The 20,394-nt window shown below is 39.3% G+C and carries 20 protein-coding genes; all 20 read right to left on the minus strand.

Going from position 1 to position 20,394, the window contains the following annotated elements; all coding sequences use genetic code 11:
• Window positions 1–50: 50 nt before the first annotated feature.
• The 20 genes from BLS20_RS07345 to rpsP all read right to left on the minus strand — a co-directional run bounded on the left by BLS20_RS07345 (window position 51) and on the right by rpsP (window position 20,364).
• Window positions 51–4,379 carry an InlB B-repeat-containing protein gene (locus BLS20_RS07345; RefSeq protein ID WP_090173730.1) on the minus strand — a complete coding sequence of 1,443 codons (4,329 nt, stop codon included), beginning with the start codon at window positions 4,377–4,379 and terminating at the stop codon, window positions 51–53.
• A gap of 18 nt (window positions 4,380–4,397) precedes the next feature.
• Entirely contained in the window at window positions 4,398–5,138 is a 741-nt protein-coding gene (locus BLS20_RS07350) for a hypothetical protein (RefSeq protein ID WP_090173731.1), read from the minus strand.
• Window positions 5,139–5,140: 2 nt separating this feature from the next.
• Window positions 5,141–5,476, minus strand: a complete 336-nt coding sequence (locus tag BLS20_RS07355) for a DUF2149 domain-containing protein (protein ID WP_090173732.1) — start codon at window positions 5,474–5,476, stop codon at window positions 5,141–5,143.
• Window positions 5,466–6,098, minus strand: a complete 633-nt coding sequence (locus BLS20_RS07360) for a MotA/TolQ/ExbB proton channel family protein (protein ID WP_090173733.1) — start codon at window positions 6,096–6,098, stop codon at window positions 5,466–5,468. Before BLS20_RS07360 ends, BLS20_RS07355 begins: the two co-directional genes overlap by 11 nt.
• 7 nt (window positions 6,099–6,105) lie before the next feature.
• Complete coding sequence (locus BLS20_RS07365) at window positions 6,106–7,653, minus strand: Ig-like domain-containing protein (RefSeq protein ID WP_090173734.1); 1,548 nt, start codon at window positions 7,651–7,653, stop codon at window positions 6,106–6,108.
• Complete coding sequence (locus BLS20_RS07370) at window positions 7,604–8,719, minus strand: ABC transporter substrate-binding protein (RefSeq protein WP_090173735.1); 1,116 nt, start codon at window positions 8,717–8,719, stop codon at window positions 7,604–7,606. The genes BLS20_RS07365 and BLS20_RS07370 overlap by 50 nt, the downstream gene beginning before the upstream one ends.
• Complete coding sequence (locus BLS20_RS07375; RefSeq protein ID WP_090173736.1) at window positions 8,716–9,531, minus strand: ABC transporter ATP-binding protein; 816 nt, start codon at window positions 9,529–9,531, stop codon at window positions 8,716–8,718. The genes BLS20_RS07370 and BLS20_RS07375 overlap by 4 nt, the downstream gene beginning before the upstream one ends.
• Window positions 9,528–10,577: a FecCD family ABC transporter permease gene (locus BLS20_RS07380; RefSeq protein ID WP_242870544.1), complete on the minus strand. Its 1,050-nt coding sequence runs from the start codon at window positions 10,575–10,577 to the stop codon at window positions 9,528–9,530. Before BLS20_RS07380 ends, BLS20_RS07375 begins: the two co-directional genes overlap by 4 nt.
• Before the next feature lie 151 nt (window positions 10,578–10,728).
• The gene (locus BLS20_RS07385) at window positions 10,729–14,610 is read right to left on the minus strand and encodes a fibronectin type III domain-containing protein (protein WP_090173737.1); all 3,882 of its coding nucleotides are present in this window, start codon (window positions 14,608–14,610) and stop codon (window positions 10,729–10,731) included.
• Window positions 14,611–14,812: 202 nt separating this feature from the next.
• Entirely contained in the window at window positions 14,813–15,547 is a 735-nt protein-coding gene (locus BLS20_RS07390) for a class I SAM-dependent methyltransferase (protein ID WP_090173738.1), read from the minus strand.
• Complete coding sequence (gene rpiB / locus BLS20_RS07395; protein WP_090173739.1) at window positions 15,525–15,968, minus strand: ribose 5-phosphate isomerase B; 444 nt, start codon at window positions 15,966–15,968, stop codon at window positions 15,525–15,527. Before rpiB ends, BLS20_RS07390 begins: the two co-directional genes overlap by 23 nt.
• Before the next feature lie 134 nt (window positions 15,969–16,102).
• Window positions 16,103–16,495 (minus strand): hypothetical protein, encoded by a 393-nt coding sequence (locus BLS20_RS07400; RefSeq protein WP_090173740.1) that lies wholly within the window; start codon window positions 16,493–16,495, stop codon window positions 16,103–16,105.
• Window positions 16,496–16,589: 94 nt separating this feature from the next.
• Window positions 16,590–17,042 (minus strand): transcriptional regulator NrdR, encoded by a 453-nt coding sequence (gene nrdR / locus BLS20_RS07405; protein WP_090173741.1) that lies wholly within the window; start codon window positions 17,040–17,042, stop codon window positions 16,590–16,592.
• A gap of 21 nt (window positions 17,043–17,063) precedes the next feature.
• Window positions 17,064–17,528, minus strand: coding sequence for a hypothetical protein (locus BLS20_RS07410; RefSeq protein WP_090173742.1), 465 nt, complete (start codon window positions 17,526–17,528; stop codon window positions 17,064–17,066).
• Window positions 17,529–17,690: 162 nt separating this feature from the next.
• Entirely contained in the window at window positions 17,691–18,104 is a 414-nt protein-coding gene (locus BLS20_RS07415) for a TM2 domain-containing protein (RefSeq protein ID WP_090173743.1), read from the minus strand.
• Window positions 18,105–18,188: 84 nt separating this feature from the next.
• Window positions 18,189–18,419, minus strand: a complete 231-nt coding sequence (locus tag BLS20_RS07420; RefSeq protein WP_090173744.1) for a hypothetical protein — start codon at window positions 18,417–18,419, stop codon at window positions 18,189–18,191.
• A 135-nt stretch (window positions 18,420–18,554) separates the two neighbouring features.
• Entirely contained in the window at window positions 18,555–19,295 is a 741-nt protein-coding gene (trmD, locus tag BLS20_RS07425) for a tRNA (guanosine(37)-N1)-methyltransferase TrmD (protein ID WP_090173745.1), read from the minus strand.
• Between the two features lie 9 nt (window positions 19,296–19,304).
• Complete coding sequence (gene rimM / locus BLS20_RS07430) at window positions 19,305–19,814, minus strand: ribosome maturation factor RimM (RefSeq protein ID WP_090173746.1); 510 nt, start codon at window positions 19,812–19,814, stop codon at window positions 19,305–19,307.
• Between the two features lie 53 nt (window positions 19,815–19,867).
• Window positions 19,868–20,098 (minus strand): KH domain-containing protein, encoded by a 231-nt coding sequence (locus tag BLS20_RS07435; RefSeq protein ID WP_090173747.1) that lies wholly within the window; start codon window positions 20,096–20,098, stop codon window positions 19,868–19,870.
• A gap of 20 nt (window positions 20,099–20,118) precedes the next feature.
• Window positions 20,119–20,364, minus strand: a complete 246-nt coding sequence (gene rpsP / locus BLS20_RS07440; RefSeq protein WP_090173748.1) for a 30S ribosomal protein S16 — start codon at window positions 20,362–20,364, stop codon at window positions 20,119–20,121.
• Window positions 20,365–20,394 lie beyond the last annotated feature (30 nt).

Raw genomic sequence — 20,394 nt, forward strand, 5'->3', positions numbered from 1 at the left:
ACATTTTAAACGAAACATGCTTATATTTCAACCTTTTTACTGAATTTGGACTATTTCGTCTTTTTTACCTTTTTAACTGACCATTTACCAAACACTTTGTTGCCTTTCGAATCCAGTTTATAAGCACGCACCTTAATATAATATTTCTTCTTCGCTTTTAATTTATTCAAAACCGTCTTATTGCCGGTAATCGTAACAGTTTTATATCCCTTCATGGAAGACTTTAAAGAATAGCAGATTTGATATCCTGCTGCGCCGCTTACACCTTTTATTCTTACGGTCAGTTTCTTTTTGCCGGATTTTATGGATTTCACCTTCGTCTTAGCCACGTTCACTTTTGTCCAGTGAGCATAATAGGTCGTATCCTCTGTGATTTTTGTTGTAATAGACACTTTACTTCCGCCACTTTTTTTCGTATACCATCCATCAAATGTATAACCGCTTCTCTTTGCAGTTGGCAGTTTGGATAGTGCTTTATCGTAACCAACTGTCAGTGTTGTAAAGGAAAGCGTTGCTTTCGCGGACGTAGAGTCATTTGCCTGGAATGTTATATGATAAGAAGCTGTAATTTTCTTATACTGCCTCATAGCGTTTTCTAAAATGTCATAATTCGTAATTTCAACCGTATAATCAGACGAAAGACTTCCATAAAGATTTGCTGCCTGCACAATCGCCTGCTTACTAGAAGCTGTTACAGTTCCAATTGCATCTATGGCTGCAATCGTCTCTTGAACAAGCGCTTCTTGTTCTGTCTCAATCATGCTTTGAATCTTATCTTGATACGAATCATCAATTGCCGAAGTACTATGGCATCTTACCAAATAAGCCAAATCATTAAGTTCATTCGCATTCTCAGATTCTGCCAAAAGTTCCGCATAGACTTCATCCCACGAAGACTCCGTCTGCCACAATAACAATGGTGCGTTTTTTTGCACCCCAGTTTTAATAGCCACATATGTTCCGGCCGGTACAGTCTGCATATCCATTGTACTTTCCCAGAATTTACCATTCGCATCACTAACTGTTTTTGATGATACAATCAACTGCGTATCTGCTAGTGCAAGCGCATAATTCCCCGATACGCCATCTAGTCCGCCGCCACGTCCAATCAAAGCCCCATGATAAGATGTAGTATTGCTTCCCAAGTTGATTGTTCCCGTATTATAACAATTTTGAATATTTGTTTTTCCTGTCTTTGCTGTCGCTATCATACCTGCAACACCACCAATACAAGGCGAGTTATTCGTTCCCGTCAGCGAAACGGTAGCTGTATTGTAGCACTCTAATATCGTCTGTGAATTTGAGGCAATTCCAGCTACACCACCTGTCATAGCACATACCGATGCGACCTCGCCTTTATTAACGGATTTTGTGATACTCCCATTTTGCAATGTTCCAACAATTCCACCACAAGAATAAGAACTATCATAAGAAGAACAGCTAGCATTTACTTTCGAAAAATTCAAACTTTCTGTAACCAGGCATTGATCGCTGTTAATCCTACCGGCAATTCCACCAACTATAGCACTTCCAGTAACTACTGACGCAGATGTTGTGATACACTGTTTTATCTCGCATCCATCTCCTGTCACATCACCTGCTATTCCTCCAACATAATTTCCCGTAGAACGAACTACGCCACGGTTCATACATTGAATGATTTTTCCGCCATCTCTTAAAACCGCGGCAATTCCGCCAACATCATTTCCGGTAGATGAAACCGACATTTCATTGATACAATTTGTAATCGTACCACCGTCTATACAAGCTGCAAATGCGGCTGTATATTTTCCTCCAGATACGCTTCCTTTTAGCGTGAGATTTTCCACAGTACCCGACAAACTGTAAATAAATGCATTTCTGTTGACAGCATCAGATATTTCATCTTCAAATGTAATACTATAACCATTACCATCAAACGTTCCTTCATACGAAACTGCCTTTTGATCACCAACCGGCAAAAACTTGGCTTCTTCTCCCGTCACCGTAATATCATTCATCAATTCAGCATTTTCTGCCGGATATCGATTGATTGATACCTGATTGGCAAACCACAATAAATCATTTTCCTGATAAATATCTACCGTTCTTTCTTCCGTATCGCTGGTAATATGCACATTAGGCGCTCTGGTTGATAACACATCTATCCAAATATCTTCCGATAATGTCATATTTTTATAAGTGTAACTTATTGTAATCTTCTCATCTTCCGTCGATAGCGAATCCATCGGAGAATAACTATAATCTTCTACCTCTAGATCTTCTGTTCGACCGGATATATAATACGCTCTTACAATTAATCCATCTGTATCAAATGTTTCCCCAAGACAGTACAAAGTATTCGTAGCCGAGGTAATCAGTTTTAAGGAATCGAGTTCATCTTCATGTACCGTCACTGTGATATTTTGTGAAAAACTTATTCCATCCACTTCATAAGAAACGGTGACATAGGTATCCCCTTCCTTGAAATAATCTCCATTTTGATAGGTAACGGTATAATCCTCTACCTGCTCTGAAGTTTGATCGCTATAGGTAACCTTTACTACAAAAGAATCATTATCGTTAAATGTCTGCCCTTCATAATATTCTGTTACCGGTGTGCCTGTTGCTGTAATTGCTGTTGCTGTTGCAACTTCAGCATTTACCAAAAACACTCTTGGAATCGGAATTCCGGTTGCATCAAGCGCCTCTAATTCACTTCCGATGGAATGCACTCTTTTAAGCGCATCTGCCATATTCGTTGATACCTTCTCCTCGTCACTATACGCAAAACATCTTCCGGTTCCGGATACCTTATTCGCCAAATCATATGACGATTCAGCAAAGCAAAATTCCGTTCCGGCTATAATATTTGCATTTTCACCCTTTAGCGAAGAAGCATAAATTCCCGGATATGATTCACTAGTCGAAGAATCTTTCAAATAATAATTGTTATACCAATAAGCTCCACCGTAATCCATTCCAATGGCTGATGCAGCATCTTCATTTCCTGTACCCAAACCAGCTACATATCCAAGATTGTAACAATTTCTTGTTGTCCCCTCACTATAACCGATAATTCCACCGGCACCTTTGTTATATTCTTCTGATATATAACCAAAATTGGCACAATTATTTACGTAAATAGAACTAAATCCGCCGCCGACAATACCTCCGCAGCCTTTTGCATCGGTACCTTCCACTCTTGCAAAGTTTATACAATTTGAAACCGTTGTAGAAGTCGTAACTCCATTACGTCCCAGAATCCCACCTACACAACGATTGGCATTTATATAACCATCGATTGCAAGATTTTCAATTGTCAATTTTCGCCATTTGCTTGAGTCTGACGAATCAATACAGCCACACTCTCCGATAATACCAATTCCCTGACAATCACCAAAATATGTATTTACATGACGTGAACAATACAAATTATAAATAATATGACCTTGTCCATCAAAATTTCCGTTATACGTATTCGATGAACGAGTACAACCATTATCTACATAACTTACGAACGAACCTCCAATCGGCATAAAGTTAGGTCCAGACCAAGATGTTCCATCATTTTTATTCTCAAAATCAGAGCACACCCCGCCCATATTAATATCACAGGTCAATAAGATGGTTTTATCCGTAAAATCGATATCACTATACCAGTATACCCCAGTACTTTGCACTAGGTTTACTCCTGATGATTTATATCCTTGTTTAATTGTTATAAGATTCAAATCCCCAACAACCGTAGTATCACAATTGTCATTATCCGAGTAGGTTCCGGTATCATGAAAAACATGATAATAGGAGTCATCTGTTCCATAAGGATGTCCATCTTCATCAAGCCATGGCCAATATCCGCTAGTCCCCTCTATCGTCGTCTCCGTCTCTTGAATCGGAAAATCGTTAAACAAGCCATTTACTAAAGCAGCAGCACCTGCAAGCTGAGCCCCATAAGATAATTCGAACGTATCTTCCTGGGCATCATACCATGTTAAATCAATCGTTCCATCCCATACAATAGATATACTATCTGCTATAATTTCTACATCACCTTCTGGCATTTCAAATGAATAAACGCCCTGCGAATCAGGCTCTAGAACCGTATAGGTAACCTCGTTATTCACCCCTTGTTCCTGCACAAGTCTCACCTGTGCCAGATAATAGTCCGTTGCCGGTGATACCGTAAATGAAACCAAATCACCTCCATCAGCCGAACTTTCCAAACCATCAAACTCACAATTTCCTCCGGTATAAGTGTTCTCTATCGAATAACTACCAGGAGTCGTTTGAAGCGTTATTACTTCTTCGGCTTCCACACTTTCCAACGGAACCACCTGCAACAAAACCACAGCACTTAACGAAAACGCCAGGATTTTTTTTCTTATTTGCCCTTTCATAAAACACCCTCATTCTTCTTATTTCTCAGTAAAGACAATCTTAACCACATAACCGGTCCACTCATCTGCGGATCCATCTTTAATTGCAATCTGAAGCGGAGCAATTTTTTCCTCAAGCGCCTCATTTCCATTCGCAATTGATAAGATTAAAGTTTCTTCTTCTAACGTTTTGACATAAGCATTTGATACATCTTTTGCCGTATAGACTTTCATAGAACGAAACTCGTCCACTGACCGTCCATAAGATGCTAAAAATGTATCCAGCGTCGGTCCAATGGCAGACTCGGTATCTGCTTCTTCCGAATGAATCTCCACCGTTGTCTTGTCCAGTTTCATCTTCGATAATTCCTTTGGCGTAATCGTAAATGCTTCGTCCGTCAGCCCTTCTATGGTAATCTCAACATTCTCATAGCTAGATATATCCGCCAAAAGAATCGGAGGCCCAAAACTTAATCTCAGCACCACAATTACAACAGCCGCAAGTATTATAGCTCCAATCGTACGCCTTTTTAATTTCGTATTTCCCAATTTGCCGGCCTGCGTATCTTCCTTAGCCTTCTTGACAAAATCCGCTTCGCCGGCATCCGTTCCCCGTTTCGTATCATTTTCCGGTACGACATACTCTTTTACTTCTTCCTTTAAAAGCAGTTCGCGTTCTCGTCTTCTTTTCATCCGAAAACCGGTTAACGGTATCGCCATATCTTTTGGCAAATCCCATCCATTTTTCAGATTAAGATTCTTATAATCTGCCTTTTCCATGATTATTCGCCCTCATTTTGAATGATATACATCTTACCGGTATCTGTATCAACGTAAACCGAACCGGCCTTTTGAAGAGATGATTCATCACTTTCTTTAGTATCTTGTGTGGTATCTTCATACTCTTCTTCATCTACTTCTTTTACCTGACTTTCATCAATCTGTGTTACTTTCGTTCCGTCAATATTGATATGCCAGTTAATCACAAGTGCCAACATGATTCCCACCGCAAGCACCAACATGGCATCGGCAAGATTCGAAACCCCCGCCATTGCACTTGGCGAAGACTCTCCCTCTTCAAAACTGTTCAAAGAACGCTTCTTTCGATTACTTATCATCCGACTTTTCCACCTCCAAAACACAATCCATGAGAGATTCTAAAATAGATAAATCATTTGCATACCATCTCTTTCTGATTGTAGAAACCACCGTCGCAATTGCCGCACATATAAGCCCAAGCACCGTTGTATCAAAAGCCGTAAGCAGCGAACTCGACAGCGTATATGTATCCCCCTGTCCAAGTGCCAAAATTCCAGGCCCCAATGGAATCAATGTTCCTAACAGACCAAAAACCGGACCTAAACGAATAATCGTGTCCGAACATTTTACAATCACATCATAGCGCCCCTTCGCCTCTTCAATCAGACGAATCGCAAGCGCTTCTCGCATATTGTCTGTAAGTTCCTTATGATCGGTTACTTCGATCAAAGCAATTTTTTGCCGCTTTAAAAGTCCACTTTGTTTAATACTAACTGCAGGTGGTACGTTGCCATTTTTTATTTCATCCACAAGTCTTGGCATCCACACCTTTAGGTGGATACGCTCTGTAAAACCTTCCGCTACTAATGTCCCAACCAAAACCAGCGTAAAGGCCAATATACAAAACAAAATGATGATAACCGGTGTCTGCAGACTTGAACATATCGTTCTAAGCGCAGAACTTATCGTTGTTGAACTCATCTTTTCACTAACTCCTTTTTATCTTCTTATTAAAATATAATTGTCTTTTGAAGTAAATCGACTGTGAAATAACGCCAATCAAAACCAGCCCTATAATGATAAGCATTATTTTCCGAAACAACTCAGGCGAGGTCTCAGTCTTTACTAAAGACGTAACCCCCTCTGTAATTTCATACATCTGTGTGTTATTGCCGCCTCCTTCTTTAAGCAAAGAACTATTCGTTGCATCTGCATCACTATCCGTCGTTTGATCAGCTTCATCAGCAAATGCAATTCCAACTTCATCTCCTGATTGCTTTCCTTCTCCGGTTCCGCTTCCATTACCACTATCGTCTCCACTTCCGTCACCTGAGCCGCTTCCGCTGTGAACTCCTCCTGTTGCATTAGCATCCTTAGATTCTTCTTCCGACTGTTCTTCCTCAACCGGAGACTCGTCCGTATTGCTTTGTTCTTCTTCCTCTTCTTTTGTGTCAGAATCACTACTCTTGGCCGAACCGCTAACACCCACACGAAAGCAGGTCTTTCCATTATATGTTCCGGTAATTGTCGCATCACCTTCTGCATTAATAGTGACATTGCCATTCTCATCGACGCTGGCAATGCTTTCATCGCTCGAAGACCAAGTTATCTGCGAAGAAACATACTCTGTAAGATCTTCATCCGGCGTTTCCACTGTCACTTTAAGTTTTTTTGAGCTTCCTACTTTACCGGAAATAGAATCTTCATTTACCGAAATGTTCGGATAACCTTCAAACCAGATGTGTATTCCTTTCACCATCTCTGCCATCAGATTTCTGGTACTAGAATCCCTTGAAGTCTGACCAAACAGCAAGATTGGTTTGCCGGTAGATACCAGATAGGAATCATCTCCGCCATCAAAAGTCAAGACGGATGCCGGTTCATAATTTTTCCAGGATGTTGAATAAGTCCTTAATGCAAGCATCGGCTGCACTTCTTCTCTTTCATTCCATGCAGTTTTACTAAATGCTCCAGATGCAGAATCGAAGATATTAGCAACCGTATAATGATCTTCATAATTATTTACAAAATCATCCGGGTCAGAATTGTTATAATCTTCAACCACATCGTAAAAACAGTTTTTCATGCTATACCTGGTACCAAACAGCTGCGAAAGTGTCCATTGATACGCAGATCCTAAATAGGTGGACGAATCCGACGTCTCAAAATTAAAATAATATACCGAGTCAATATCTACGCCGAAATAATCCATAAGGTCACTGATATAGATTCCTTCCGCTTCCGTAGTTCCAGGATAAGAGCCATCATTAATCCAGGTATAGAGCTCTTTATGTAATCCACAACTACTTGAAAGTTCACTCAAAGAAGCACTACCTTTATCAACTGTTTCATCTCCCCAATATCCAACGGTAACCTTAATCTCTGTGACAGCATCATAAGCGAATACATTCTTCGGAATCCCCAAAAATACAGCCGCCAAACATACACATCCCAAAATCCATATGCAATTATAATATCGCTTGTATTTATGATCTTTTTCCAATCGAATTTGCCACCAGACTTTCATATTCTTCATCACTCAAATCGTAATGATAAAACAATTTATAATACTCTATTGTCATATCCTGTAAATCAAAATCTGTATATTCCGGATACAACAAATCTGCCATCCAAAGCATCCCTATCACACGATTTGATGCAGGCGGAGACCCCATCCAGCCATATGGACCACTTGGTGTCTCATAATAGGTTCCATTTTTAATTGCGGTTAATTCCTGCCAGCTTTCATCTTCCCAGGCGTAATCGTAATAGCTGTCCGGAGAAAAAATGATAACTTGAGGATCCCAGTTAAGAAGCTGTTCGATATCTTCCTGATTACCGGTTCCTTTTGAACTTGGATTTGTAACAACTGCAAGATTATCTGCCAACATATCAATCACTTCAGAGTGATAAGAATCTTTTGCCAGCACATTAAGCCCGTCCTCCTGCGTACAATATAACACCGACTTTTTCTCATTCTTTTGTTGTGCCGTATCAACTGCATCTTGAGAAAGTTTAAGCGAGTTAGAACAGAATTTTGCTAGAGCATCAGCTTCCTCCTCCTTGCCAAACAATTCTCCAAGCATCTCGAACGTCTCATCCATATTATCGTAATAAGCGTCTATATGAATGGCTGTAACTCCCGTCTTATTGGTAATATCTTCAAGGTCCGATTCCATTGATGGCTTATTTTCTCCTATGTCAATAACCAATTGTGGGCCAAGACTAGCGATTTCTTCATAATTCAAATCATGATTACCAAAAAAACTTCCAATTACAGGTAATTCGTCCAATTCCTCTTGCAAATATTCATTTGCAGCATCGGTAAGTTCTGTATTTACCGCCATAATTGATTCCGGTGCAATTGCGTACAAATAAATAAATGCAGTTGAGCCAGACGCAACAACACTTGTCAGATTCTCAGGTACTTCGACTTCCCTTCCAAGCGAATCCGTAAATGTTTTCATTTTTCCTGCATCTTTTGTTGTATCCGAAACCGTTGTTTCCGCTTTTGTAGAACCGCAGCCAACCAGCATTCCAAAAAGCAAACACAGCATCAATATTATCGAAGTAATTCGCGGTATTATCCTCTTTTCTTTCATATTCCAACGTCTCCTCCTTGTGTATTCCTGCCATTTTTCCCAAACGTAGGAACACACACTCTTATTTCATCATTATACAAACTTTGAATATCCACCTTAACCTGATACAATGTATCAACAAACGAAGGTGTAATTACATCCTTTGGATTTCCTTTAGCCAAAACTGTCCCCTGCGAGATTGCTAACACTTCATCTGCAAATAAAAAAGCCTGATCCGGTTGATGCGTAGCTTGCAAAATAGTATAACCACTACCTGTAAGTCCTTTAATCTGCTCTAACACACGAATCGTATTTCCATAATCCAGATTTGCTGTTGGCTCATCCATAATCAACACTTTTGTCTCTTGTACTAAAGCTCGCGCAATTAATGCCAGTTGTCTCTCACCGCCGCTAATCTGCGCAAACCCGCGATTGCGTAGCTTAGTTATACCCAGCATTTCCAACTTCTCATCTACCAGCTCCTTTTGTCGCCTCCCCGGAGATGAAAATGTCGAAAGACCCACAGTTGTTCCCATGAGCACCATTTCATACACCGTATAATTAAATGTCGGTTCATGTGATTGCGGAATATATGCAACCAAACGCGCCATATCCTTAACCGACAGACTAGAAGTATCCTGACCATCTAGATATATTTTTCCTTCATACCCCGGCAAAAGCCGAAGTATTGTTTTAAACAAAGTACTTTTACCAACACCATTAGGCCCTAGCAGGCATACAAGCTTACCATCTTCAATTTCAAAATTTATATCTTTTAAAACCTGTCTTTTTTGATCATACGAAAAATGCAAATGTTCCACTTTAAGACTCATCGCAATATCTCCTTTCTTCTAATCAAATAAATAAAGAAAGGAGCTCCTACTATCGAAGTAAGTATTCCAAGAGGGATTTCCGTAGCTAGCAAATTCCTCGATATATCATCCACTCCCAGCAAAAATATTGCTCCTATAATCATTGTCATCGGCAATAAATGCATATAGTTATTCCCTACAATTCTTCTTGCAAAATGAGGTATTACCAGTCCTACCCATCCAATCATTCCGCTTACAGATACGCTCGATGCCGTTATCAAAGTAGCAAATATAATAACCAAAATCCTTATTCGCCCAGTGTTAATTCCCATACTCGTTGCTTCTTCATCTCCCAATGTTAAGAGATTCATTCTCCATCGCAATAACATAAGTGGGATGATTCCTATCAGCATCGGAATGCACACTAACCCCACCGTCTTAATATCAGCACCGGTCAAACTACCCATTAACCAATAGGTAATTGCCGGAAGCTGGTCATTTGGATCGGCAACAAGTTTTATATAAGAAGTTCCGGACGAAAAAAGCGAGCTCACCATAATTCCAGATAATACCAATACCAAAACTTTACTTCCAGAAGCTCTTCGACTTATTAATGTAACAATTAATACCGTGACCATGCTTGATACAAATGCAAACACCGTAATCATAACCGTTGTCTGTCCTAGCAAAATAGCCAATGCTGCTCCAAATGCAGCGCCGGAAGAAGCTCCCAGAATATCCGGTGCAGCCATCGGATTTTGAAAAATTCCCTGATAAGACGCTCCGGCGGTCGACAAACAACAGCCAACCAAGCAAGCAAGTAAAATACGAGGTAATCTTACGTAAAAAAATACCGATTGCGTTCTTGCTGACCATGTCGCCTCAGTATGCATAACTTGCGGAAAATGTAATAAATCTGCTATTTTCTCCCAAAGCATCGCTACTATATCTGATATTGCAATCGAATATCTCCCCATCAAAAAGGAAGTCAAAAACAAAATGATAAGCACCGCTGCAAAAAGCAATATAAAGAATGTGTATTTACCTTTTCGCATTCTTGGTTCCATACAACTAATTTGTCTATCAAACAGCAAAAGATGCACAGGAGCATTTCTCCCCTGTGCAACTAAAGCTCATCAAGACATTTCCTCCATGTCTATTCAAGGTTTCCTCCCAGTACTTCGTTTCGAAGATGGGATTGTCACCAACTAAAATAATTTATTTTACCTTTTTCGTAACGTTCTTTGACCACGCACCGTAATACGTCGTTTTGCCTATTTTCTTATAAGCACGCACCTTAAATACATATTTTTTTCCTGATGTTAACTTCGTAATCTTCTTTGATTTCTTACTTACGGTAACCGTTTTCCATGATGAAGAACCCTTTTTCTTATATTTAATCTGATAAGAAACATCATTGCCTAACGCTGCAAATTTAAGTGTTACTTTTTTCTTGCTGACCTTCGCACTTTTAATTACAGCTTTTCCCGGAACAATCTTGAACTTCTTTGTAATGGTTCCTTTATAGTTATGAATACCTGTAATTGTTACAGTTGCAGTTCCAATCTTCTTATTAGAAGCATAAGAAACCGTATAGTCTGTTCCCTTTGTTAAGGTTTTAGTTCCATAAGTTACTTTTACATTCGGTGTAATTGCCTTACCTGTATAAACCTTGTTCGAAATGGATGATACTTTACACTGATTCATTGAAATAGTGGTAACCGAAGCGTCCGTTTCTTCATCACTGACCCTCGTAAAACCATTCGTATCATCATATATTATAGAAATCTTTGTGCCGTCAACGGTCAAAGTATGTGCTTCTTTCGTCAAATACAGATACAAATTCGTGTCATTTAATTCACCCCACTGCTCCATCGTACTCGATGCAGTTGAAGTTGCTGTACCATCTGCATTGTAATAGGTATAAGCATAAAGACCTCCATCGTAAAGGGTTTCGGTTCCTTCTTTTACACAAATGTCTTCCAAAGAAGAAGAAATCTGCGAAGTATCTAATACATACAAAGCAAGTTCATCCCCTGTTGCATTAACCGGTGTAGTGCCAAGACCGACATTACCATACACACCAGGAGCTGAATAAGCGCCGTTCCATCCTTGATAAGAAGTAACCGTGTTCTTATCCAGATAGGTTCTAACAGAACCACCTGCATAGGTCATTGTTCCATCAACAGCAAGGCCACCCCAATCAACATTGACATTAACCAAACCGCTCTTCATTTCTACCGCACTATTCTCATTTCCACCAAACGCTACGCCCATAGCTGCATTAATGCAATAGATATTAGCACCATCAATCGTAATCACATCCGACTGCGCAGTACTTCCAGAGCCAACCCCAACAAGGTTGCATGCTCTTGTTCCATATAAGAAATAATTACCGCCTTCAAATGTAATCGCTCCGTTACCTTCTGCTGCAATCGTTTCACTCTCCAACGTCAATTCTCCATTGCCGCCAATAGCTGCTCCGCCATTATTTTTATACATATAAAGACAACCATCGCCCATCAAAGTGAGCCCTGCATCCTTCGCCACATGAATACCTGCATATGAGGAACCCTGGTCATTATCGAGTACGTTGGTTCCTTGTACGGTAAGTGTATTATCAGAACCTGTAAATTCCATGATATAGGTTCCTGATTTGCTGATTTCTGTCTTCAGATTTTTAATTGTAATATCCGCACCGGCTATCGTACTTACAATATTAATATCCTTATAAGTTGTATCTGCATCACCTTCGATCGTAACAGCTTCTGTTGTACTGATGGTAATCAGTGTTTTACTTCCTTCGATAGAATATGTGCCACCTTCTGTAAATGTCTTCGTGTAAGTTGGAGTATATTCTGTCTCTGTCACAGTCGGTGCAACCGTATCATCTGCATCCGCCGCAATTACAACAGTCTGCCATGTAAGTACCGGATATCCAGCATTAATTGCATTCGAATCACCAGTCCAATCTTCACCTAATGTGGAAGCAAGTGCTTTCAGTTCATCACTCGTCTTTCCAATACCCGTATCAGCCTCTTCAGCTGATCCACTTTCTATCGTGCTCAAAGCATAATTATTTGAGCAGTTTGCTCTGGCTGTATCAGAATCATTATATGCAATCGCTGCATATGAACTTCCACCTGTTAAAGTTCCTGCAAAATAAGAATTCGTAATAGAAGATAAATTATTATTAAATCCTGTAATTCCGCCAACCCATCTTTGTCCGCTTCTACCAACGCTCGCAACAGAATAGCAATTATTAATCAACGCTGCATAGGTCGCCGTATTATTATTACCGTTTCGTCCTGCAATGCCTCCAACACCATTCTTACTCGAGCTATTAGTTCCATCAATCACACCTGTGGTATAGCACCTATTAATAACACCATGATTTTCTCCGGCAATTCCTCCTACCACTTTATTTCCTGTAATATCCGCAACGCTACAGCAATTAGTGATAGATGCTTTATTTGTTGCCGTTTCGGTTGCATCACCTTCAAGTGTAGGATCCGCATTATATCCTGCGATTCCACCGACGTTAAATGCACTTTCTGCCGTAACCGAAACTTTGTTATAAACCGAATTGATTGCACCCTCATTATATGCAACAATACCTGCAACATAATTTTCTGCTGTAGTCGAAGCAACAGCTCCGGATACGGTCATATCCGCAATGCTTCCCGTATAAGATAGTTTTGCAAACAAAGCTGCATATCCATCTTCACTTGCAATACTAAGTCCTTTAATCGTCTTACCATTTCCATCAAACGTTCCGGCAAATCCATATACAGAAGTTATCTCATTAACCGAAACTTCTCCGCCGATTGGATTAAAATTATATCCGGCAAGATTAAGATTATTTGAAAGCGTAACCGTTACTCCGCTCAAATCATTTCCATTATCTACAAGATATGCTAAACCAAGCAAATCCTGAGCACTGTCAATCAAACCGCTTGTTGCATTCTCGGTATACCAGGATGTATCAATCGTTCCTTTCATCACCGGATAGCCATCATTTACTGCCAAAGTATCTGTCTCCCAATTCTCACCAAGCGTTGCAGCTGATTCTTTAAGCTCATCACTTGTCTTAGCCGTGCCTGCAATTTCTTGTGCAGTATCCGAAGCAGTTGACGTAGAGGCAATGCTATCAAGACTAAATAAGCTCTCCCCATTCATCGTAAGATTCTCATTTTGTCCAACAATTGCCGCACACCACTTTGTGCTACCATAACTTAAAGCACCGGCAAAATATACCTTATTAATGGTTGATTTACTATTATTAAATCCGGCAATTCCTCCTACCCAGCTAGATGAGCCTCCATTAATCGTTCCCAAACTATAGCAATCTGAAATTTCAGCTGTTGCGTTCGCTTCTTTATCTCCATTCCATCCGGCAATTCCTCCTACTCCAGCTTTGGAGCTTACGCCACTGGCTTCCGTAATATTTCCGATATTCGAAGACTTTATAATTGTAGCAGCATTCTCACCGGCAATTCCTCCTACCGGCTTAGTTCCGCTAACATCTCCAACATTTTTGGTGTCCGTTATTGTTCCTGTATTAATTCCGGTAATTCCCCCAACAAAAGAAGTGGTATTAGCCGTAACGGTCACCTGAGACGTAACATTGGAAATTGTTCCACTATTATATGCCGCAATACCGGCTACATATGAATCGGTTCCGGTTGATGTGACAGTTCCGGATACCGTAAGATTCTTAATCGTTCCTGCATTATTGGCGAATAATGCCTCATATCCATCTGTTGCCACAATCTGCAATCCATAAATAGTATTACCATTACCATCAAAGGTTCCCTTAAACGTATTGCTCTCCGTTCCAATTGCTTCAAATTCCACAGAACTTAAATCAATATTATCCGTCAATGCAATCGTACAATTCTTAAAAGATGTGCCGCGATCAACCAGATAATCCAATCCCGCCAGCTCTGCAGCTGAATCAATTTCAAATGCTGATTCATTCTCATTGTACCAGGATGTATCCCGAGATGAATCTTCCTGTGCAACTACGCTAATTGGTGTAAGCGTTCCCAAAATCATTGCACAAGCTAAAGTAATGGATAAACTTTTTCTTCTCATCATTTTGCTTTCTCCTCCTTTTACCCAATCCAATTCTCGCAGTTTAGTTTATATTATTTTTATAATGTTTTCAATGGTTTTGCCTATTTTTATTGAAAAACAACACAAAACAGAACTATAGTCATGTATAGTAGCTAGACATTAAAAAGAGCCGATTTTTTAACATAATGTCAAAAAATCAGCTCTAAAATATATTATTTTTCTTTTATTTTATATCTTTTTTACAAATACACAATACCCGGATTTCCTTCCGATTTGGAAGATAATATTGATATCCTTGATCTTGCGTTTTTAGCTTTGCCCGTTCTACGAAATCACAAATCGCTTCATCTTTTATATCCATCTTATAGCTTTCTAGATAATTCAGACAATCTTCTTTATCTATAAGTGGCTGTCCAAACTCCGCTTCAAAAATGCTGCACTCATAAGGAATCTTTCGATCCTTCAACCACTTTTCCTCATCCATCGCAAGCGCCAAATGACCAATTCCCTTCGGTAGCGATGCATAATCCACAAGCGAATTACGTTTTACAAGCAGCAAACGATCACGGCATTTCGAAAACAGTTTTTCACCATCTTTTTCCAGTGATCCAAAAAATGTAGTAATCGCAACATCTGCCATTTCATCTTCCAAAGATTCCCAATCCCCATGATGTATGGTAATATTAGAAACCTTCTTTTTCTTTATTTCCTGATGTAAATCATTTAAAGCAATCTTACTAATATCATTAGCCACAATACTTTTTACATAAGGTGCAAGTAACAAGTCGATTGTTCCAAGACCGCAGCCCAAATCCACTACGGAATCCGTACTACCAATATATTCTTTTAAATGTGCCGCAACTTTGTTCGCAAATCCCGTATACGCAAGCGCGTCCTTATACCAGCGCTTCTTATCTTCCGTCCAAACAAACATCTTACTGTCTTTTCTCGATTTCATGAATCATATCAATTCTGTTTTGATGTCTTCCGCCAAGAAATGTCGCATTCAAATATGCATCCACAATCGCTTTTGCTGTTTCCATTCCTACAATACGTGCTCCAAACGCAATGATATTGGCATTATTATGTTCTTTAACAAGTCTTGCGGTTGTTGGCTCTGAGCAAACAGCTGCACGAACTCCATTTACTTTATTCGCAGCAACCGAGATTCCAACTCCGGTACCACAAATTAATACGCCGCAATCTACCTCTCCTGCTGCAACAACATTTGCAACTTTTTCTCCATATATCGGATAATGACAGCTTTCATTTGTATCAGTTCCATAATTAATCACTTCATGTCCTAGCTCTTCTAGATATGCTTTGATTTCATTTTTCATCTCTACAGCTGCATGATCATTTCCAATTGCAATCTTCATCTTGAATCTCCTCTTCTAATACTTTCACACGATGGCGAATTCTCAGCAGTCCATTATATGACAGCTAACTCTATATAACGAATCTGTCGCACAAAAAAACTGCCGCAAAAGCGACAGCTTTTACAATTACTATATTATAACGAAAAATCCTCCATTGGTCTAGATGCAACTGCAACGTTTGAAACAGCTTGTGCAGAACCTACAAACATTCTATACTGTGCCATAATCTGCTGTTTTTGAGAATTGGCAACACTCTTTGTCTCATCTAGTGAAGAAAGATCACTATCTGTGCCCTTTAAAGAATGCTCTGCATTTGGTTCAAACTGATTAGCAAAGCTTTCTGCACCTTTAATAGAGTCTTCAGTAGAAAGGGAAGTTGAAAAATCCTCTAATGGGCGACCAGATGAATTTGTCTGTGAATCAAGTGACAAATTTTCAGATGCAACCTGATTAGACTCCGGTTTATTATATACAGAACTTACGTTATTATAATAACCTGCATATCCACGAATTCCGGAAATATTCATCTTAACACCACCTTCCCTGGTAAATTTATCCCTTTATTATCACTTATTATATCGGCGATAATTTTAATTACTTAACCCCAAATAAAAATATTTTTTATTTATCCAAAATATTTTTGAGTTCATCCATAAATGTATTCACATCTTTAAATTCTCGATAAACAGATGCAAATCTTACATAGGCAACCGGTTCTAGCTCTTTAAGCTTTCTCATTACGATTTCTCCGATTCTTGTACTTGGAATTTCTTTCATTTCCAAATTAAAGATCTCCGTCTCTACCTCGTCAATTAATTGATTGATTTGATTTATCGAAATCGGTCTCTTATAACAAGCTCTTAGCACACCAGCTTCTATCTTCGTTCTATCGTATTGTTCACGAGTTTCATCCTTCTTAATTACAATAAGCGGAATGGTCTCTACTTTTTCATAAGTCGTAAAACGCTTCTGACAATCATCACACTCACGTCTGCGTCGAATGGAAGTATTATCATCTGCCGGTCTTGAATCGATTACTCTAGTATTATCACTACTGCAAAAAGGGCACTTCATTATACATATCCTCCTCTATCCTTAGCAAGCATAATCTATATTTCCACCAATAAGGCTTGCCGCATCCCGGCTCTTAGCATTTTGCGAATACTCATCATCTTTATACATAATCTGTGTTGTTGTTGTACCTCCGGACACGTAAGACCTGCCACATTCCGGACAAATAGATGTGTGTAACTGAACAGACGCATTAATCACCTTGCCGTTATTCTGTGCTGCATCTTTATATGCATTCGAAACATGTTCCTGCTCATGAGCCGAAACAGTTGCAGCTGCCGCAGATGGATCAATATGTGCTGCCGCCTTAAAGGAAACCATCTCATCAGAACCATCCTGATATTTACGACTCGCACACGTTGCACACTCAATATTCCCAACTCGCTTAAGATTCTTAATCTCTCCATCGGAAAGACCGGCACTCTTAGCCTGCTGTTCTGTATGAAGTTGATAAGGCGAATAAGCTGCCCCAACAGAACCAATCGTCATATCATCACATCCCCGAAATATAATGCAACACACATATATACATATATATTTTATCTATTATACCGCATAAAATCAAGGTTTTTTCAATGTTTATAGGACTTTTCATAACAAAAAAAAGTGAAGATACAAACGATCTCCACTTTTCTTCTAAAAGATATCTGATTAATCGGACAATTCGTTGCCATCAGCATCCACCATCTTACCTGTAAGACACTGAATTCCCTCAACAAGTCCCCAAATCCACATTGCAATAGGTACTGCAATCGTCCAAGATAATACAAGTGTTAAAACAAGCTGTATAACGCCTCTTTTCGTATATCCCAGGTAAAAATTATGAATTCCAAGCTGTCCCAAAAAGATTCCCAATAATCCGGCAGCAAGTTTTGATTTACCACCTGTTCCAACTGCAGTTTTATTCGTTGCCGTTCCACAGTTAGTACAAATCATCTGTCCCGGGTTGGTCTGTGCACCACAAGCGAAGCAATAATGCTCACCCATTCCGCTTTTGGTTCCACATGCAGGACAAAAATCTGCTGTATCTAATAAATCCTTACCACAATTCTTACAATATTTCATTAATCAAATTTCCTTTCCAAATCTACATCTCTCACAAAAAACTTATTAAGGAGATATCCCCCTCAGGATATCTCCAATCAAAAACTATTGATTCTGATTTGCTTTAAGTTGATCCACTTCTCTTTTAAGCTGATCAACTTCTTCCTTACTTGGAAGTGGTTTTAAAATTGCTAAAATAATAAGTGCAATCCATGAGAAGAAAATACTTAATACAACCCACGCAGCTACACTACGATTCTTCTTAATAGCAAGTTTAATATTCGCAATAAGACAAATAATCCAAACAATAGTACCTATAATAGAAAATGCAACCATTGTTAACTCTCCTTTCCCTCTTTATTCTCCTTCATCATAATATACTTTTATATTTAATGCAATTTTAATTATCTTTATTTTTCTTTTATTTTTAAAGACAAAACTATCTTACTATTTTTTTATAGTACCTATTTATTATTTTTCGGGATATAACTGGTTTTGTTTCAAGAATACAACATCTTTATCGCTCAATTCTGCCTTATTTAAAAGTTCCGGTCTCGCCTTTGCCGTCCGAATCAGTGACTGTTCATGTCTCCACTGATCGACTTTCGCATGATCGCCCGACAGTAAGATGTCCGGAACTTTCTTTCCATTCCATTCAGCCGGTCTGGTATATTGCGGATGCTCTAAAAGATTTCCCTCTAAAGATTCATTAATACCAGATTCTTCATTGGTCAGCACTCCGGGAACCATGCGCGAAATCGCATCAATCATAACTACCGCCGGCAATTCTCCGCCTGTTAATACAAAGTCTCCGATGGACACATAATCGGTAACAATTTCTTCTAGAACACGTTCGTCAATCCCTTCATAATGTCCACACAAAAAGATAAGATCTTCTTCCTTGGCAAACTCCTTTGCCATTGGCTGCTTAAAGACACTGCCCTGCGGCGTTAAATAAATTGTACGAATCGGATGCCCTGCCCTTTCTATAATTGCTTTATGAGCATCATAAATCGGCTGTGCACTCATCACCATGCCTGCACCGCCTCCATACGGATAATCATCCGTCTTCTTATGTTTATCCAAGGTATAATCCCGAATATTCACTGCCTCAAATGAGATGATTCCCTTGTCCGCTGCTTTCCCGAGAATACTCGTAGAAAGCACTTGTTCAATCATTTCCGGAAATATTGTTAAAACATAATATTTCATAGCCTCTCCTTAATCACGAAGTCCATCCAGCAGATGAACCTGCATGGTCATCGACTCTATATCCACCTGCAAAATACATTGTTTGATTGCCGGAATCAAAAGTTCTTTCTCATCATTTCCTTTTACCACATACACATCATTAGCACCGGTCTGAATGACATCAATCAATTCTCCAAGTTCTTCGCCCTCGTCAGATGTAACCTTTATTCCAATCATATCCGCGATAAAATACTCATCTTTTTTTAATTTTACTGCATGATCACGCGTTACCCAAAGACCACAGCTTTTATACTTTTCAATATCATTGATATTATCAATCCCATCAAACTTCACAATCACCATATTCTTCTGGTAACGAACTGCTTTTATCTTCATAAGAAGCTTTTCCTTGCCGGTATCAAGATATACTTCTTTTAATTTTCCAAATCTCTTTATATCATCTGTAGTCGGAAATACTTTGACTTCACCGCGAATCCCATGCGTATTCGCAATAACTCCTACTTTTAACATATCATCCATATAGTTTCTCCTAAAAGCATAAAATCCCCTTCCGATTGGAAAGGGATTTATGATTACTGTACAATTTCGACAATAACTTTCTTATCGTCTTTTGAGGCTGCTGCCTTAACTACAGAGCGGATTGCCTTGGCAATGCGTCCCTGTTTGCCAATCACCTTGCCCATATCTTTTTGTGCAACATGGAGCTCTAAAAGAATTGCTTTTTCATTTACAGTCTCCGTTACAACAACTTCGTCAGGTTCATCTACAAGTGATTTTGCGATTACTTCAACTAATTCTTTCATATAAGGGACACCTCACAATCCTACTTTTCGATTCCGGCCTGCTTAAAAATAGCCTCTACTCTCTGAGTTGGCTGAGCACCGTTACCTAACCATTTCTTTGCTAACTCTTCATTAACGCTGATAGCTGTAGGCTCCTGTGTTGGGTCATAAGTTCCAATTTCCTCGATGAACTTACCATCTCTAGGAGATCTAGAATCAGCAACTACGATTCTATAAAAAGGAGCTTTTTTCTGTCCCATTCTTCTTAATCTGATTTTAACTGCCATTGTATTGATTCACCTGCCTTTCAAATAATC

The organism is Eubacterium oxidoreducens (assembly GCF_900104415.1).
Lineage (GTDB): Bacteria > Bacillota > Clostridia > Lachnospirales > Lachnospiraceae > Eubacterium_C > Eubacterium_C oxidoreducens.

Coding starts and splice junctions, on each gene's coding strand:
- BLS20_RS07345 (WP_090173730.1), bottom strand. CDS start 4,379: ATGAAAGGGCAAATAAGAAAAAAAATCCTGGCGTTTTCGTTAAGTGCT.
- BLS20_RS07350 (WP_090173731.1), bottom strand. CDS start 5,138: ATGGAAAAGGCAGATTATAAGAATCTTAATCTGAAAAATGGATGGGAT.
- BLS20_RS07355 (WP_090173732.1), bottom strand. CDS start 5,476: ATGATAAGTAATCGAAAGAAGCGTTCTTTGAACAGTTTTGAAGAGGGA.
- BLS20_RS07360 (WP_090173733.1), bottom strand. CDS start 6,098: ATGAGTTCAACAACGATAAGTTCTGCGCTTAGAACGATATGTTCAAGT.
- BLS20_RS07365 (WP_090173734.1), bottom strand. CDS start 7,653: ATGAAGAATATGAAAGTCTGGTGGCAAATTCGATTGGAAAAAGATCAT.
- BLS20_RS07370 (WP_090173735.1), bottom strand. CDS start 8,719: ATGAAAGAAAAGAGGATAATACCGCGAATTACTTCGATAATATTGATG.
- BLS20_RS07375 (WP_090173736.1), bottom strand. CDS start 9,531: ATGAGTCTTAAAGTGGAACATTTGCATTTTTCGTATGATCAAAAAAGA.
- BLS20_RS07380 (WP_242870544.1), bottom strand. CDS start 10,577: ATGGAACCAAGAATGCGAAAAGGTAAATACACATTCTTTATATTGCTT.
- BLS20_RS07385 (WP_090173737.1), bottom strand. CDS start 14,610: ATGATGAGAAGAAAAAGTTTATCCATTACTTTAGCTTGTGCAATGATT.
- BLS20_RS07390 (WP_090173738.1), bottom strand. CDS start 15,547: ATGAAATCGAGAAAAGACAGTAAGATGTTTGTTTGGACGGAAGATAAG.
- rpiB (WP_090173739.1), bottom strand. CDS start 15,968: ATGAAGATTGCAATTGGAAATGATCATGCAGCTGTAGAGATGAAAAAT.
- BLS20_RS07400 (WP_090173740.1), bottom strand. CDS start 16,495: ATGAATATTTCCGGAATTCGTGGATATGCAGGTTATTATAATAACGTA.
- nrdR (WP_090173741.1), bottom strand. CDS start 17,042: ATGAAGTGCCCTTTTTGCAGTAGTGATAATACTAGAGTAATCGATTCA.
- BLS20_RS07410 (WP_090173742.1), bottom strand. CDS start 17,528: ATGACGATTGGTTCTGTTGGGGCAGCTTATTCGCCTTATCAACTTCAT.
- BLS20_RS07415 (WP_090173743.1), bottom strand. CDS start 18,104: ATGAAATATTGTAAGAATTGTGGTAAGGATTTATTAGATACAGCAGAT.
- BLS20_RS07420 (WP_090173744.1), bottom strand. CDS start 18,419: ATGGTTGCATTTTCTATTATAGGTACTATTGTTTGGATTATTTGTCTT.
- trmD (WP_090173745.1), bottom strand. CDS start 19,295: ATGAAATATTATGTTTTAACAATATTTCCGGAAATGATTGAACAAGTG.
- rimM (WP_090173746.1), bottom strand. CDS start 19,814: ATGGATGATATGTTAAAAGTAGGAGTTATTGCGAATACGCATGGGATT.
- BLS20_RS07435 (WP_090173747.1), bottom strand. CDS start 20,098: ATGAAAGAATTAGTTGAAGTAATCGCAAAATCACTTGTAGATGAACCT.
- rpsP (WP_090173748.1), bottom strand. CDS start 20,364: ATGGCAGTTAAAATCAGATTAAGAAGAATGGGACAGAAAAAAGCTCCT.